Here is a 15,900-nt window from a genome sequence, read left to right as displayed (position 1 = left end):
GGGGCCGCCGCGCCACATCGGGGTTGGACCCTGAACGCAAAGTCAGGGTCGTTCCCCGATGTCGTGAGCGGTGTCGGGGAGCGATCCTCATCAACGTGAGTGGCACATCGAACCAGGCGCACGGCGCCGGCGTGGAGGACACGCTCAAGGACTTCTGGGCGACCCGCCCACGGCGGCCGAGGTACGGCCGCAAGGTGGCGGGCGTCGCGGCGGGCATCGCCAACCGGTACGGGCTCGACCCGGTCATCATCCGCGTGGCGTTCGCGGTCGCCACCTTCTACGGCGGCGCGGGCGTCGTCTTCTACCTGCTCGGCTGGCTGTTCTTCGCGGCTGAGGACGACGAGGTCTCGCCCGCCGAGGGACTGGTGGGCCGGGGCCGCAGCTCCAGCTCGACGCCGTTCGCGCTGCTGCTGTGCCTCGGCGTGCTCGGCTCGTTCAGCTTCCTGTTCGACCACGCCTTCAACGGCTGGCTCGGGCTGGCGATCGTGGGTGGGCTGGTGTTCCTGCTGCACCGCGGCCGCCGCGACCAGGGTGTCGTGCCGACCGGCCCGGCGCCCGTCGAGGCGGGACCGGTGCCGATGTGGGTGCCGGTGCAGCACGGCCCGCCGGTGCCCCCGCCGTACCAGCCCTACCCGACGCCCCAGGGGGCCCCGGTGACCATGCCGACGAGCACCACCGAGACCCCCGCCGGGGCCCCGGCGGACGCGACCGCGGAGGTGCCGAAGCCCGCGGTGGACGAGGACGGTTTCCGCACCGAGCCCCCCGCGTGGGACCCGCTGGGCGCGGCGCCGTTCGCCTGGGACCTGCCCGAGCCGGGCCGCTCGCTGGTGCCCGACTACGAGCCCGAGCCGCCGGAGCCGCGCAGGCGCTCCAAGGTGGGCCCGATCGCGGTGGCGGTGTCGCTGCTGACCATCGGTGGGGCGGTGCTGGCCGAGTCGCACGGAGCGGCCTGGCTCAGCGTCCCGCACGTGATCGGGATCGTGCTGGGCATCCTGGGCTTGGGCATGGTGGCCGGTTCGTTCGTCCGCGGTGGCCGGGGCCTGATCGGGCTCGCCGTGCCGCTGGCCGCGGTCGGCGTCGCGATGACCACGTTCTGGCCGAACGGCGCGCACGGCGGCGTCGGCGAGCTCACCGCCCACCCGACGACGCTGGACCAGGTGAAGCCGGACTACTCGCTGTCGGTCGGCAACATCGCCCTGGACCTGTCCGACCTGCCCGGCACCGGGTCGATCCGCACGTCGGCCTCGGTCGGGGCGGGCGAGATCACGGTGACCGTGCCCGCGAACGCCGACGTCGAGGTGTCCTGCGAGAGCAAGGTCGGTGAGATCACCTGCCTGCACGACAACCTGGACGGCGTGAACAAGTCGACCACCCTGACCGACAACGGCCCGGACGGTCCGGGCGGACTGAAGATCTTCCTGCAGGTCGAGGCAGGAGCTGGGAGCTTGGCGGTGAACCGTGGCTGACAACCGGCAGACCTCGCGGCGGCTGGACCCGATCACCCTGGTGCTGGGCCTGCTGACCCTGTTCGCCTCGGGCTACGTGCTCAGCGACGGGCGGCTGTGGTTCCCGCAGCTGGACCTGCGCTGGATCTTCGCGGGCGGCGCGGTGCTCGTCGGCCTGCTGCTGCTCGGCTCCTCGTTGCGCAACAAGGGGAAGCGGAAGTAGCCCCACCACCACTCACACGCCGAAACGGCCCGGTCACCTGGTGACCGGGCCGTTTTCGTCGCTATTCCCACTCAATGGTGCCCGGCGGCTTGCTGGTCACGTCGAGCACGACCCGGTTGACCTCCGGGACCTCGTTGGTGATCCGGGTGGACACCCGCTCCAGCACGTCGTAGGGCAGCCGGGTCCAGTCGGCCGTCATGGCGTCCTCACTGGACACCGGGCGCAGCACCACCGGGTGGCCGTAGGTGCGACCGTCCCCTTGGACCCCGACGCTGCGGACGTCGGCGAGCAGCACCACCGGGCACTGCCAGATGTCGCGGTCGAGGCCCGCCGCGGTCAGCTCCTCGCGGGCGATCGCGTCGGCCGCGCGCAGCGTCTCCAGGCGGTCCGCGGTGACCTCGCCGATGATCCGGATGCCCAGGCCGGGGCCGGGGAACGGCTGGCGGTGCACGATCGTCTCCGGCAGGCCCAGCTCCGCGCCGACCCGGCGCACCTCGTCCTTGAACAGCGCGCGCAGCGGCTCGACGAGGTCGAACTCCAGGTCGTCCGGCAGGCCGCCGACGTTGTGGTGGCTCTTGATGTTCGCGGCGCCGGTGCCGCCACCGGACTCGACCACGTCCGGGTAGAGCGTGCCCTGCACGAGGAAGCGGTACTTGTCGCCGCCCGCCTCGGCCTGCAGGTCCAGTTCGGCCTGTTCGAACACCCGGATGAACTCCCGGCCGATGATCTTGCGCTTCTGCTCGGGGTCGGTGACCCCGGCCAGCGCGCCGAGGAAGCGCTCGCGGGCGTCCACGGTGACCAGGCGGACGCCGGTGGCGCTGACGTAGTCGCGCTCGACCTGGGCGCGCTCGCCGGAGCGCAGCAGGCCGTGGTCGACGAACACGCAGGTCAGCCGGTCGCCGATGGCGCGCTGGACGAGCGCGGCGGCGACCGCGGAGTCCACGCCGCCGGAGAGGCCGCAGATCGCGCGGCCGTCGCCGACCTGCGCGCGGATCCGCGCGACCTGCTCGTCGACAATCGACGCGGTGGTCCACTGCGGACGGATGCCCGCCACGTCGTGCAGGAAGCGGCGCAGCACCTCCTGGCCGTGCGGCGAGTGGTGCACCTCGGGGTGGTACTGCACGCCCGCGAACCGGCGCGCGGTGTCCTCGAAGGCCGCGACCGGGGCGCCCTCGCTGGTCGCGGTGACGGTGAAGCCCTCGGGTGCCTTGGTGACGCAGTCGCCGTGGCTCATCCACACCGGGTGCCGGGCGGGCAGGTCGTCGTGCAGGACGCCCTCAGCGGGGCTGAGGTCGGTGCGGCCGTACTCGCGGGTGCCGGTGTGCTCGACCGTGCCGCCGAGGGCCAGGGCCATGGCCTGGAAGCCGTAGCAGATGCCGAACACGGGGACACCGGCGTCGAACAGGGCCGGGTCGACCGCGGGGGCGCCGTCGGCGTAGACGCTGGCCGGGCCGCCGGAGAGCACGATCGCGGCCGGGTCCTTGGCCAGCATGTCCGCAACGCTCGTCGTGTGCGGGACGACCTCGGAGTAGACCTGCGCCTCGCGCACCCGGCGGGCGATGAGCTGGGCGTACTGCGCGCCGTAGTCCACCACGAGGACGGGGCGCTGCGTGTCGGTCATCGTCGAACCTCATCTGGGTGTTGCGGACCACGGGGACGCCGAGGGCTGTTTCCGGACCCGGCGCACCGGTGCCCAGCACCGTGCGCCGACCGGTCCCTCCCTGGGTTTCTCTCCCGGAGATGCCTGCCCGCTCGCCTGTCCGCGCGGGCTTTCCGTGACGCTCGAACCAGACCCGCGTTCATGTTCACCCGCGGCGGAACCCTAGTCACCATCGTCGGTCAGCCCCCACATCCTAACCCGGGGCCTTCTTGGCCAAGCTTCTCGGCCGGAGCGGGCATACCGTTGAGCCATGACCGATGAACCATTGCCGGGCCAGGAGGCCATCGTCGCCAAGCCGCGGCCCTTCTGGGTGGCGGGCAGACCGCGGACCAGCGTAGATACCATCGACGTGCGCCACCCGTACGACGGCACGGACGTGGCGACGGTGTCGGTGCCGACGGCGGCGGACGTGGAGGACGCCATCGCCGCGGCGGCCGCCGCGGCCAAGCCGTTCCGGTCCGCCCCGGCGCACCTGCGGGCGAGCGCGCTCGAGCACGTGTCGCTGACGCTGGCCGAGCGCAAGGAGGAGATCGCCGAGACGATCACCGCGGAGAACGGCAAGCCGCTGAAGTGGTCCACCGCCGAGGTCGGGCGCGCGGTGTCGGTCTTCCGCTTCGCCGCCGAGGAGGCGCGCAGGCACATCGGTGAGCTCCAGCGGCTCGACACCGACGTCGCGGGTGAGGGTCGGCTGGGTCTGATCCGCCGCCGCCCGCGCGGTCCGGTGCTGGCGGTGGCGCCGTTCAACTTCCCGCTGAACCTGGTCGCGCACAAGGTCGCCCCGGCGCTGGCGGTGGGCGCCCCGGTGATCGTCAAGCCCGCGTCGGCGACCCCGCTCTCGGCGCTGCTGCTCGGCGAGATCCTGGCCGAGACCGACCTGCCCGAGGGCGCGTTCTCGGTGCTGCCGGTGCGCGGCTCGGCGATGTCCACGCTGATCGAGGACCCGCGGCTGCCGGTCATCTCGTTCACCGGGTCGACCGGTGTCGGCCACGGCATCTCGGCGGCGGCCCCGCGCAAGCACGTGGTGATGGAGCTGGGCAGCAACAGCGCGGCGATCCTGTGTCCGGACTGGACGGATCTGGACTTCGCGGCGACCCGGATCGCCACCTTCGGCAACTACCAGGCGGGCCAGTCCTGCATCTCGGTCCAGCGGGTCGTGGTGCACCGCTCGCTGGCCGACGAGTTCATCCCGAAGCTGGTGACCGCGGTCGAGGCGCTCAAGACCGGCGACCCGCACGACCCGTCGGTCGACGTCGGCCCGCTGATCGACGAGCGCAACGCCGAGCGCGTCGCGGACTGGATCGACGAGGCGGTGGGCGCGGGCGCGACCCTGCTGACCGGCGGCACCCGCACGGGCGCGACGGTGGCGCCGACGGTCCTGTCCGGCGTGGCCGCGTCGGCGAAGGTGTCGTGCGAGGAGGTGTTCGGCCCGGTGCTGGTGGTGACCGTGGTCGACAGCGTGGACGAGGCCTTCGAGATCGCCAACGGCACCGACTACGGCCTGCAGGCGGGCGTGTTCACCCGCGACCTGCAGATCGCCTTCCGCGCGTCAGCGGAACTGGAGGTCGGCGGCGTGGTCATCGGCGACGTCCCGTCGTACCGCGCGGACCAGATGCCCTACGGCGGCGTGAAGGGCTCCGGCACCGGCCGCGAGGGACTGAAGTCCGCCATGGACGACTTCACCGAGGAGCAGATCATGGTCCTGTCGGGCCTGGAGCTGTGACCGGCCGGGGACCGGGCGGGGGTTCGCCTGGTCCCCGCCCTCGGGCCAGGTGCAGGCGGAGGAACTCGTGCCGGAACTCGTAGACGGGCCCCACGGCGCGCAGTAGCCCCATGCGGTGGGCGTCGTCGAGGAATGCCACGAGCGCGCCGGGCAGCTCACCGGCCATGGCGAGCCGGGTGGTGGCGAGCTTGTACGCGAACCACGCGCGCGCCCCCCGGGGTGCGATGAAACTTCCCCACACAACCCCCACCTTCAACACGTACAGCACCGCGCCGAGCCACGAGCTGCCTGGCGTGACCGTCGTGGCGAGGTAGGCCGCGAGGGCCGCCAGCCCGCCGACGCCCACAGCCAAGCGGAACAGGCTCATCCCGCGATCAGCCGACCACGTGGCGATCGGGGTCGCGGGCCCGTGCTGGGTCGCGGGCGTGTCCAACCACGCGTAGAGCGAGAAGACGGCGACGGACCCGCTTCCGATGGCAGCGCTCGCAACCAACGCCACGCTCCCGGTGATCACGTAGAGCACACCGATCGTCGCGGTGAACAACACGGTCCCCACCGTCTTGTTGACCTTGTCCAGCTTGCTGGTGTCGAGGTACCGCGGTCGGTCGAACTCCCCCGCCCGGCTCTCCCTCGCCATCACCAGGCCCATCACCGCTCCGCAGGTGGTGGACAACGGGACACCCAGCACCAATTCCGTCGTCCCCGCTCCCGCGAGGACCGTGAAGCCCAAGCCCACCGCCAGCCCGAGCAGGCCGAGGCTCACCGCGAAGCCCAGGGCGACCCGGCGGCTGGAGCGGGTCCGGTCGACGTCCGCGGCCAACTCCCACCACGCGAAGGCGTGGCCCGCGTTCATCCGGCGGGCCACTGCGCTTAGCCAGGCCGTGACCTGGTCGGGGTGGTACTCGCGACGGGTCGTGGAGGGTGGGGCGGCGCGGCGGCGCAGGAAGCGGTGCCAGGCGGATCGGCCGCGGTCGGGTGCGCCGCGCCGGACCAGCGCCGGGATCGCGAGGTCGAGCAGTGCGGATCGGGTGGACACCTCATCCGGGGTGTTCGCGAGGCGCTCGGGGTCGGTCGCTGGATCGGTGGCGGCCACCCCGATCAGCCAGAGGCCGAAGGCGGTGCGGGCCAGGTCGGCGAGGCCCCGGGCGCGGCCGGAGCGCAGGTCGTCGAGGCAGTGCCGCCACGGGTCGGTGGGGGTACCGAGGATGCCGCGCAGGTAGGTGATGGCGTCGGCGCGGGTGAGGGGTTCCGGCTGGATGGTGACCAGGGGGCCGAGAGCGCGGCCCGCGTCGGGGAAGTCGGCGGTGCGGCAGCAGATCAGCAGCGGGTCGGCCGACGAGTGGGTGCGGGCGAGTTCGGCCAGCGCTCGGCGGCGCAGTGCCGGCCGCAGTTCGTCCACACCGTCGTAGATGACGAAGACGTGCCTGTCCGCGACCAGCTCGGCGAGCAGGGCGGGGGTGAGTCGCGCGCTCTTGGCGTAGGTGCGGGCGAGTTGGTCGACAACCCAGGAACGCACGTCGGGGTGGGTTTCCGGGTTCCAGCCCGCGATCGGCAGCAGGACCGGTACGGGGTCGGTGTCCACGCGGCGGGCGAGGTGGGCGAGCAGGAACTGGATGGCGAACGAGGTCTTGCCGGTGCCCGCGTCGCCCAGCACGGCCCAGCGCTTGCGCGGGGCGGCGCGGAAGGCAGCCACCCAGTCAGCACCGAGCGGGGTTGAGGGAGTCCAGTGGATCGGGATGCCCGTGACGTCGTCGAGGCCGCGGCGGACCGCTTCGCGGCGCCACTGGTCGGCGACGAGGGTGGCCAGTTCGGTGCGGGCGGCCTCCAGCCGGGACGGGGGTCGGGTGGTGAGGACCACCGTGCCCGCTTGGACCACCGGGCCCACCGGGTTGCCGATGATCTTGTTCTCGGTGGGGTGGTCGACCAAGGGTCAGGTGCGGTGGATGGACTGGGGGAAGGTGAAGACGGCGTCCGGGTCGTAGCGCCGGACCACGCTGTCGAGCCTGCTGAGGTTCTGGCCGTAGTAGGCGGGACCCCAGTCCGGCATGGCCGCCTCGATGTAGTTCACGTACCCGCCGCGGGCGCCGAGGCGGGCCAGGGCGTCGCGGACTTCGGCGACCGAGCGGTTGGCCGCCTCGACGTCGGTGACCTTGGTGTTCAGGTAGATCTGCACCGTGCCGAGGGCTTTTCGGTGCGGGAAGGCGGTTTCCTCCGGCCCGAACTTGGCCACGGCGCCGCCGAGGGCGTCGAGGAGCAGGGTCATGTCGGGCCTGCCGTCGAGGGTGGCGACCAGGCCCTGGGCGTCGAGGGGCGCGGTGATGACCCGCGAGGACGCGACGAAGGCGTTGCGGGGTTGGTTGGGTGGCGGGCAGTCGCCGCCCTTCTGGGTGCAGCCCGCGAAGTAGCGCATGGCTTCCAGGTAGCCCTTTTGCTGCACCAAGCGGCTCTTGGGTTTGCCCGCCTGCTTGGTGAACTGCTCCAGCAGCGGGTTGAGGTTCGCCGGTGTGCCGATGAAGCAGCCGGAGAGCGCGGCGCCCTTGGCGGCGTCGCCGTTGACCGCGACGGCCGACCAGAGCTCGTCGGGTACCGCGGTCGCCCAGCCCTGCCAGGCCGCGACCACGGCCGCCGCGGCGGCCGCCGGGTAGGACAGGTGGAAGACGGTGACGTCCGGGGCGGGTTCGGTGGTGAAGGTGAAGGACGTGACGACGCCGAAGTTGCCGCCGCCACCGCCGCGCAGCGCCCAGAACAGGTCGGGTTCGTTGGACGGCGAGGCCGGGCGCAGCACGCTGTCCGCGGTGACGATCTGGGCGGACACCAGGCGGTCGCAGGTCAGACCGAACTTGCGGGTGAAGACGCCCAGGCCGCCGCCGAGCGCCAGACCCGCGACGCCGACCGTGGGGCAGGTGCCCGCCGGGAGGCAGCGGCCCTTGGCGGCCAGGGCGGTGTAGACGTCGATGAGCCGGGCGCCCGCGCCGATGACAGCGGTGCCGTCGGTGCGCACCTCGACCGACGCCATCCGACCGACGTCGACGATCAGGCCCCCGTCGGGCGCGGAGTAGCCCGCGTAGCTGTGGCCACCGCTGCGGGCGGCGATCGGGATCTTCGCCTGCCGGGCGAACTCGACGCACGCCTGGACGTGCTCGGCGCTGCCGCACAGCGCCAGGCCCGCCGGGTTGCGCTTGTCGAAGATCGGGTTCTTCAACCGGATGGCGGCGCCGAAGTCGGGCGAACCGGACTGCAGCAGCGCACCGCCGAGCCGGTCGCGCAGCGCGCCCCAGTCCAGCGGCGCGGCACTCGTGCTCGTGGCCGCCGCCGTGGTGGTGGCGGACGTGCGCGCACCGGTCGCGTTGGCGGCTGTCGGTCCCCCGCCGGAACACCCCGCCACGGTCGCCGCCGCCCCCAGCCCGCCCACCCGCAGAAACGATCGCCTACTGATCAAGTCCTCGTCCTCCCGCCCGCGCGCGGTCCAGATCTCACCACCCTGGAAGTACCCCTGCCTAGTGCCGCGCCCCCACAACATCTTTCACAAACCCGGAAAAAGGTGTGTGATGCTCACGTTTTCGGGCGTGTTGGGGTGTGGAACCGGTGGCCCGAAAGGCATCTCGGGGGCCTGGCCGCCAAGCCACCGGCGAGCCCGCGCGGTGCGGCCAGGCGGAGTGGGACGCCGTGGCCGCGTTGGCGGTCGCGGTAGGCACATGCGCCGGACGATCACAGCCCGCGCGTCGAACGCCTGGCTGCGGAGGGCGTCGATTGTCGTGGGCGACGCGGGGTCAAGGCGATCTTCTCGCCGGAGGCCGGGGTGATGGGCCGACTCCCGCGTGGTTCTTGTGAGCTTGGCGGTGGCGTAGGCGCTTGGTCGTCGCCGAATCCCGCGAGCACTCGGCGCCGAAGAACAGGCCCCGAAGGAGACGCATGGGCTGCGGCCATGGGCTGCGGCCATGGGCTGCGGCCATGGGCTGCGGCCATGGGCTGCGGCCATGGGCTGCGGCCGCGACGGGTGCGGTGCCGATCGGGGCCGATCGTCAGCCGAGCCACCTGGACCGGTGGCGGAGCCCTCGCCACCCGCAACGGGTTGAGCGCGTAGACGGTGTGGCCGGCCGCGGCCATCATCGCCACATGGCACCACCTACTCGTCGGGAGTGGGTGGGCTCATTTTCCGACCGACCAGGGTTCCGGGGCGCGGACGGTTTGGCGTCCGCGCCCCGGAACCAGCGGGTCAGGTTCCGGATTCGCGGTCGGTGTGGTTCCAGCCTGCCGCCTGGAGCAGGGCCGGGGTGAGGTTCTTGGCCAGGTCGACCTCGTCGGTGAAGGTCGCCGCCAGGAAGCCGTCGGGGCGGACCAGTGCGGCGGCGGTCGGGGGCAGGTCCAGTGCCTCGACCGCGTTGGCGGGTAAGGGCACGACGCGGGGTGGGGCCAGGGTGGCCAGTTCGGGGGCGGCCAGGAGTTCGTCCGGGATGGTGGCGTCCGGGGCGGCCAGCAGGGTGAACAGCGGTCCCAGGTGGTCCCGCAGCCGGGTGCCGTCCGGGAACGGGACGTCCGGGCAGAGCACCCCGGGGACCGTCGGCCGGGGGACGCCCGGCTCGCGCGGGAAGGCCGACAGGTCGGCGTCCGGGGCGTGGCTGGTCAGCGGGGAGTCGAGGTACCAGAAGGGCTCGGCGAGCCGTCCGGAGTCGATCTTCGCGGCGACCTCGGGGTCGGTCACGCTGCGCTGGAGGACGTCGAGGCGGCGGGCCCATTCCTCGTCGTCGGCCGGGCAGAGGAACCGCATGGTGGTGCCGGTGACGCGCAGGTTCTCGTCGGTGGCCGGGCCGCGTTCGAGGTCGTAGGTGTCCAGCAGGGCCGGGGCGCCCCAGCCGGTGCGGATGGCGGCGATCTTCCAGGCCGCGTTCTCCGCCTCGGTGATGCCCGAGTTCATCCCGCGCGCGCCGAAGGGGCTCATGATGTGCGCCGAGTCGCCGCACAGCAGGATCCGGCCGACGCGCATGGTCGGGACGCGGCGCTGGTGGAAGCGGTACAGCGACGCCCACACCAACTCGTACTCCAGGTCGCCGAGCACCCGGCGGATGCGCGCCTCCAGCGCGCCGCTCTCCTGCTCGGCGGCGAGGTCGTACTCGTCGGGCACCTGCCAGTCGATGCGCCAGACCGAGTCCGGCTGCGGGTGCAGCAGCGCCTGGCGACCCGGGTTCCACTCCGGGTCGAAGTAGAACCGCCGCTCCGGCACGGGGAACCCGAAGTCGGCGCGGATGTCGGTGATGAGGAACTTGTCGCCGTACGAGTGCCCGTTGAACGTGAGCCCGAGCAGCTTGCGCAGCGTGGACCGGCTGCCGTCGGCGGCGACGCAGTGCGTGCCGCGCACCGTCTCCGTCCCTTGTGGACCCTCGATGGTCAGCGACACCCCGTCCGCGTCCTGCTCGACGGCCACCGCCTTGGTGCTGTACCGCAGGTCGATCAGCGGTTCGGCGCGGACCCTGGCCTCCAGCACGTGCTCGATGCTGTTCTGCGGGGTGTTCACGAACGGCGGGAAGTGCCCGGGCGCGGGCTCGGGCAGGGTCATCGAGAAGACCTCGTGCTCGCGGTAGAAGATCCGCCCCGAGTACCAGGTGACACCGCGCTCGACCACCTCGCGCCCGGCGCCGACGCGCTCGAGCACGTCCAGCACGTCCCGTTGCACGCAGATGGCGCGGCTGCCCTCCAGCAGCCGCCCCGGCAGCGCCTCGACGACCAGGCTCGGCACGCCGTGGCGGGCCAGCACGAGCGCGGCGGTCAGCCCGACCGGACCACCGCCGACGATGAGGACCGGCTCGGTCACCGGCCCTCCTGGAGCGCCGCCCACACCTCGCGGTCCCGCTCGGCGGTCCAGACCACCGGCCAGTCGTGGCCGTCCAGCTCGTCCCAGTAGCGCTGCACGTCGAAGGGCAGGCAGTGCTCGAAGATCGGCCAGCGGCCGTACTCCGGCTCCAGCGCGGTGTGGGTGGCGCGGAACGCCTCGCCGACCGTGCCGCCGCGGCGGTGGACCTCGCCGACGATGCGGCGCAGCTCGTCGAGGAAGTGCCGGGACTGGGCGATGGCGGCGGCCACGGCCTCGGTGCCCTGGGCGACCGCGCCGCGCCCGCCGACCAGCGTCTCGGCGCCGAAGGCGGCCACCGCGTCCAGCGTGGTGGTGGCCCAGTCGTCGTGGAAGGCGTCGCCGGTGTACAGCGCGGCCTTGGCCTCCACCAGGTCGCCCGCGAACAGGATCTTCTTCTTCGGCAGCCAGGCCACGATGTCGCCCGCGGTGTGCCCGCGCCCGCAGTACGCCAGCACCAGGTCGCCGCGGTCGCCGCCGAGCGGGATGACCATCCGGTCGGTGAAGGTGAGCGTGGGCCGGGTGAGGCCCGGGATGCTGTCCGGCTCCTCGAACAGCCGCGGCATCCGCCCCAGTTCGCTGGCCCAGTCGGCCTCGCCGCGCTCGGCGATGAGCTCACGGGTGGTCTCGTGGGTGATGATCTCCTGGGCGTCGAACGCGCTCGCGCCGAGCACCCGGACCGCGTGGTAGTGACTGAGCACCAGGTAGCGCACCGGTTTGTCGGTGCGCTCGCGCAGCAGGTCGAGCCAGCGGCGGGCGGCGACCGGGGTGGCCCTCGCCTCGAAGCAGACCACGAAGTCCTCGCCCTCGACGGCGCCCACGTTGGGGTCGCCCTCGGCGGTCAACGCGTACACGCCGTCGGCGAGTTCGGTGAAGGTCTCGACTTTGCGCTCGAGGTCGGCGCTGGACGCGAATGCTTTTGTCACAACGGCCACCCTGCCACCGCGACCGCCCCGGGTACAGGCCCCCGGAACGACCTGTGGAGAAAATCGGCCCATGTGGACAACTCACTCCGGCAAAGATCAACCACAGGTCAGCGACCGGAAGGCCGCAACGCCGCGGTGCACGGCGCCATCACTTCCTCGACCACGATCTCGTGGTCCCAGCAGTCCCCGAAGTCGTAGTGGTAGCCGATCTTCCCGCCGACCCCGGGCGCCACGTCGGCCAAGGTGGCGGTGTCCTGGTCCGCGAAGCCCATGTCGGAGTAGGGCACGCCGAAGTCACCGCGAGGCGTCCGGAAGACGTGCAGGTGACCGCCGTCCCAGTCGAACGCCCGCTGGATCACCTCGTGGAGCCCGCCGAGGAAGATGTCCGCGGCCACCTCCAACCGCCGCCAGATCGGCGGCGTCGCCCCCAGCAGCGAAACCTTGATCCGGTAGACCGTCTCCGGCGGGACGCTCCGCGGCGCGGCGCCGGCTCGCAACCCGGCCACTCCGCCTCGCAGCGGGGTCACGACCTCCGGTCCTGCCTGCTTCTCGTCGACCAGGTGCGCGAGTCGATCGCCGTCCACCTGGTGAGCGTCTCAAAGGCGCGGCTTGGTGGTGCGGGCATGGCTCAGTCGCAGGCATCCGCGCGCGGTGGGACCGCGGTGGGGCGAAGGGCGGCAGGTGCCGAGGCGGGCACGGTGGGCGCGACCGGGTCGACCGGGTCCACCCGGCGGTACGGCGTCCCGGGGTCGGGGCGGGGATCGGGTTCGCCCTTGTTCGGCCACAGCGAGAACGCGCGCTCGGCTTGGGCGGTGATGGTCAGGGACGGGTTCACGCCCAGGTTGGCGGTGATGGCGGCGCCGTCGACCACGGACAGCCCCGGGTAGCCGTGCACGCGGTGGTACGGGTCGATGACGCTGTCGTCGGGGGACGTGCCGATCGGGCAGCCGCCGATGAAGTGGGCGGTGATCGGGACGTCGGCCAGGTCGCCCCAGGTGCCGCCGGGCATACCGCCGATGTGCCGGGCGGTCAGCTCGTTGGCCACCTGCCCGGCCGGGATGAACGACGGGTTGGGCTCGCCGTGGCCCTGCCGCGAGGTGTAGCGGCGGCCGAACAGACCGGGCCGGGTGTAGGTGGTGATCGAGTTGTCCAGGCTCTGCATCACCAGCAGGATCACCGTCCGCTCGCTCCACCGGTAGCCCTGCAGCAGCTTCGCGGTCTGGACCGGGTGCCGGGCCATGAACCGCAGCGCCTGCCGCCAGCGCGGCACGGGCGAGGTGCCGTCGGTCGCGATGGTCTGCAGCAGGCTCATCGCGTTGCTGCCCTTGCCGTAGCGGACCGGCTCGATGTGGGTGTTCGCGTCCGGGTGGAACGACGAGGTGATCGCGACACCCCGGCTGTAGTCCACCGACGGGTCCACGGACGTGCGCCCCGCGCCGAGGATGGCCTCCGAGTTGGTCCGGGTCAGCTCCCCCAGCCGCGACGACAGGCGCGGCAACGTGCCCGTGTCCCGCATGGCGTGCAACAGGTTCTGCGTACCCCACGTCCCGGCGGCCAACACGACCTGTCCGGCCGTGACGGTCGTACGGAACCTCTTGGACCGCGTTCCGGTCTTACGCAAATCGACCTCAAAGGACCCATCGCCGCGCGGACGCACCGCGGTGACCGTCGTGAGTGGAACGATTCGCGCCCCGGCTTTCTCCGCCAGATAGAGGTAGTTCTTCACCAGGGTGTTCTTGGCGCCTACCCGGCACCCGGTCATGCACGACCCGCATTCGGTGCACCCGGTGCGTTCCGGCCCCGCGCCGCCGAAGTACGGGTCTTGCGCGCGCTCACCCGGTGCGCCGAAGAAGACCCCTACCGGCGTCGGGTGGTAAGAGTCCGCAACCCCCATGTCCGCGGCGACCTTGCGCATCACCTCGTCCGACGGCGTCACCGTCGGGTTCGTGACCACGCCGAGCATCCGCGTCGCCTGGTCGTAGTGGGGCGCGAGTTCGCTCTCCCAGTCGGTGATGTGCGCCCACTGCCGGTCCGCGTAGAACGGCTTGAGTGGACGGTAGAGCGTGTTCGCGTAGACCAGCGACCCACCGCCGACACCGGCCCCCGCGAGCACCAGCACGTCCTTGAGCAGGTGGATGCGCTGGATGCCGTAGCAGCCCAGCGCGGGCGCCCACAGGTAGTTGCGCAGATCCCACGACGTCTTGGCGAACTCGTCGTCGGCGAACCGGCGACCCGCCTCGACCACCGCGACCCGGTAGCCCTTCTCCACCAACCGGAGCGCGGCGACGCTGCCGCCGAACCCCGAGCCGACCACCAGGACGTCGTAGTCGGCGTTGTTACCGGCGAGTTGCGCACCCATGCCGAGAGGCTAGGCGCAGCCGGACACCCGCGACCAGCCCCCGAACGGACTTTTCTGTAACCGCCGGTAACACGGATCAGGCCAGGTCGGACCGCAGCAGCCCGTACATGACCATGTCCCGCCGCTCACCACCGCGCAGCTGCGCGCCCCGCGCGACACCCTCCCGCCGCAGCCCGGCCGCCTCGATCGCGCGCTGCGCCGCGGTGTTCACCACGTCCGTCGACGCCTCGACCCGGTCCAGGTCGGTGGTCGCGAACAGGTGCGCCACGAGCAGCCGCAACGCCCCCGCACCGGCGCCCCGACCGCGCGCGGACGGCAGCAACCCGATGCCCATGTTCCAGGCCCCGCACGCGTACGTGCGGCCCCAGGACACCCGGTGCCAGCTCATGTCCCCGAGCGGCGCACCAGTGACCTGGTCGACCACCACGGCCCGGTGGATCTCCGACGGCGGCGCCACCGGCCGGTCGTCCGGGTCCACGTCGAACGCGCCGTCGAAGCCCGCCCGGACCAGTTCCAGATCCGCCTCGGTGGCCTCGACCAGCGCGAAGCCACCACCCGACCGCAGCACGGTCCTCATCCGCGGACCGTCAAGCCGACCTTCTGGAACTCCTTCAGGTCCGAGTAGCCGGTCTTGGCCAGCGCCCTGCGCAGCGCGCCGAACAGGTTGACCAGCCCGTCCGCGTCCCCGGACGGGCCGAACAGCAGCGTCTTCAGGTCGACCTCGACGTCCTCGACGACCGGCACCACCCGGCTGCGCGGCAGCGACGGGTGCGCCGCCGCCGACGTCCAGTACAGGCCCTGACCGGGCGCCTCGGCGGCCACCGCGAGCGGCGCGCCCAGCATGACCGCATCCGCGCCGCAGGCGATCGACTTGGCGATGTCGCCGCTGGCGTGCACGTCGCCGTCGGCGATGACGTGCACGTACCGGCCGCCGGTCTCGTCCAGGTAGTCCCGGCGCGCGGCCGCCGCGTCGACGATCGCGGTGGCCATCGGCGTGCCGATGCCCAGCGCGGCGTCGGTCGTGGTGACCCCGGCGCAGTGCCCGTGGCCGACGATCACGCCCGCCGCGCCGGTGCGCATAAGGTGGATGGCGGTGCGGTAGTCGTGCACGCCGCCCGCGATGACTGGCACGTCCAGGTCGGCGATGAAGCTCTTGAGGTTGAGCGGGTCGCCGTTGTCCCTGGTCACGTGCTCGGCGGAGACGATCGTGCCCTGCACCACCAGGATCTCCACGCCCGCGGCCAGCAGGTGCGGGGTCAGCTCGGCGGCCCGCTGCGGGCTCACCCTGGCCGCGACCGTGACGCCCGAGTCGCGGACCTTGCGGATCGCCTCGGTGAGCAGCTCCACCTGGATCGGCTCGGCGTGCAGCCGCTGCAGCGCGCGCACCAGGTCCGCCGGGTCGTCGCCCTTCTCCGCGGCCTCCACCAGGCGCAGCAGCGCCGTGTCGACGTCGGCGTGCCGGGCCCACAGGCCCTCGGCGTTGAGCACCCCGAGCCCGCCCAGCTCGCCGACCGCCACCGCGGTGCCGGGCGAGACGATGGCGTCGGTCGGGTGCGTGACCAGCGGGATGTCGAACCGGTAGGCGTCGATCTGCCAGGTGGTCGAGACGTCCTTGGACGAGCGGGTGCGCCGCGACGGCACGATCTCCACCTCGTCGAGGCCGAAGGCGCGCCGGGCCGTCCGACCCATGCCGATGTCGACAAGATCCCGCACTGGGGGTGT

At 72.4% G+C, this 15,900-nt stretch carries 12 protein-coding genes; 3 read left to right on the top strand and 9 right to left on the bottom strand.

Annotation, left to right across the window (positions count from 1 at the left end):
- Positions 1 to 95: 95 nt before the first annotated feature.
- Together CLV40_RS07220 and CLV40_RS07215 are read left to right on the top strand one after the other, a co-directional pair.
- Positions 96 to 1,466, top strand: coding sequence for a PspC domain-containing protein (locus tag CLV40_RS07220; protein WP_104478052.1), 1,371 nt, complete (start codon positions 96 to 98; stop codon positions 1,464 to 1,466).
- Positions 1,459 to 1,668, top strand: coding sequence for a hypothetical protein (locus CLV40_RS07215; protein ID WP_104478051.1), 210 nt, complete (start codon positions 1,459 to 1,461; stop codon positions 1,666 to 1,668). The genes CLV40_RS07220 and CLV40_RS07215 overlap by 8 nt, the downstream gene beginning before the upstream one ends.
- Before the next feature lie 61 nt (positions 1,669 to 1,729).
- Here CLV40_RS07215 and guaA read toward each other — a convergent pair whose 3' ends face one another.
- A complete protein-coding gene (guaA, locus tag CLV40_RS07210; RefSeq protein ID WP_104478050.1) occupies positions 1,730 to 3,289 on the bottom strand; it encodes a glutamine-hydrolyzing GMP synthase in 1,560 nt (519 codons plus the stop codon).
- A 289-nt stretch (positions 3,290 to 3,578) separates the two neighbouring features.
- Between guaA and CLV40_RS07205 the strand changes: the two genes are divergently transcribed.
- Positions 3,579 to 5,048 carry an aldehyde dehydrogenase family protein gene (locus CLV40_RS07205; protein ID WP_104478049.1) on the top strand — a complete coding sequence of 490 codons (1,470 nt, stop codon included), beginning with the start codon at positions 3,579 to 3,581 and terminating at the stop codon, positions 5,046 to 5,048.
- On the opposite strand, the gene CLV40_RS07200 is transcribed toward CLV40_RS07205, so the two are convergent.
- From CLV40_RS07200 to CLV40_RS07165, 8 genes are all read right to left on the bottom strand, one after another.
- Entirely contained in the window at positions 5,020 to 6,975 is a 1,956-nt protein-coding gene (locus CLV40_RS07200) for an NACHT domain-containing protein (RefSeq protein WP_104478048.1), read from the bottom strand. The two genes, CLV40_RS07205 and CLV40_RS07200, sit on opposite strands and share 29 nt — an antisense overlap.
- Before the next feature lie 3 nt (positions 6,976 to 6,978).
- On the bottom strand, positions 6,979 to 8,460 hold the full coding sequence (locus CLV40_RS07195) for an FAD-binding oxidoreductase (protein WP_245931149.1): 1,482 nt from the start codon (positions 8,458 to 8,460) through the stop codon (positions 6,979 to 6,981).
- 804 nt (positions 8,461 to 9,264) lie between these two features.
- Positions 9,265 to 10,857: an FAD-dependent monooxygenase gene (locus tag CLV40_RS07190; protein WP_104478046.1), complete on the bottom strand. Its 1,593-nt coding sequence runs from the start codon at positions 10,855 to 10,857 to the stop codon at positions 9,265 to 9,267.
- Positions 10,854 to 11,819, bottom strand: coding sequence for an MBL fold metallo-hydrolase (locus CLV40_RS07185; RefSeq protein ID WP_104478045.1), 966 nt, complete (start codon positions 11,817 to 11,819; stop codon positions 10,854 to 10,856). The genes CLV40_RS07190 and CLV40_RS07185 overlap by 4 nt, the downstream gene beginning before the upstream one ends.
- A 107-nt stretch (positions 11,820 to 11,926) precedes the next feature.
- Complete coding sequence (locus CLV40_RS07180; protein WP_104478044.1) at positions 11,927 to 12,403, bottom strand: plasmid pRiA4b ORF-3 family protein; 477 nt, start codon at positions 12,401 to 12,403, stop codon at positions 11,927 to 11,929.
- Between the two features lie 44 nt (positions 12,404 to 12,447).
- Positions 12,448 to 14,178: an FAD-dependent oxidoreductase gene (locus CLV40_RS07175; RefSeq protein ID WP_104478043.1), complete on the bottom strand. Its 1,731-nt coding sequence runs from the start codon at positions 14,176 to 14,178 to the stop codon at positions 12,448 to 12,450.
- A 76-nt stretch (positions 14,179 to 14,254) separates the two neighbouring features.
- Entirely contained in the window at positions 14,255 to 14,755 is a 501-nt protein-coding gene (locus tag CLV40_RS07170; protein WP_104478042.1) for a GNAT family N-acetyltransferase, read from the bottom strand.
- On the bottom strand, positions 14,752 to 15,891 hold the full coding sequence (locus CLV40_RS07165) for a GuaB3 family IMP dehydrogenase-related protein (protein WP_104478041.1): 1,140 nt from the start codon (positions 15,889 to 15,891) through the stop codon (positions 14,752 to 14,754). The genes CLV40_RS07170 and CLV40_RS07165 overlap by 4 nt, the downstream gene beginning before the upstream one ends.
- Positions 15,892 to 15,900 lie beyond the last annotated feature (9 nt).

Source organism: Actinokineospora auranticolor, assembly GCF_002934265.1.
In the GTDB taxonomy this organism is placed as follows: domain Bacteria; phylum Actinomycetota; class Actinomycetes; order Mycobacteriales; family Pseudonocardiaceae; genus Actinokineospora; species Actinokineospora auranticolor.
The sequence above is the reverse complement of the archived record's forward strand: the minus strand, read 5'-3'. Positions and strand labels throughout refer to the sequence as shown.

Coding starts and splice junctions, on each gene's coding strand:
- guaA (WP_104478050.1), bottom strand. CDS start 3,289: ATGACCGACACGCAGCGCCCCGTCCTCGTGGTGGACTACGGCGCGCAG.
- CLV40_RS07205 (WP_104478049.1), top strand. CDS start 3,579: ATGACCGATGAACCATTGCCGGGCCAGGAGGCCATCGTCGCCAAGCCG.
- CLV40_RS07175 (WP_104478043.1), bottom strand. CDS start 14,178: ATGGGTGCGCAACTCGCCGGTAACAACGCCGACTACGACGTCCTGGTG.
- CLV40_RS07170 (WP_104478042.1), bottom strand. CDS start 14,755: ATGAGGACCGTGCTGCGGTCGGGTGGTGGCTTCGCGCTGGTCGAGGCC.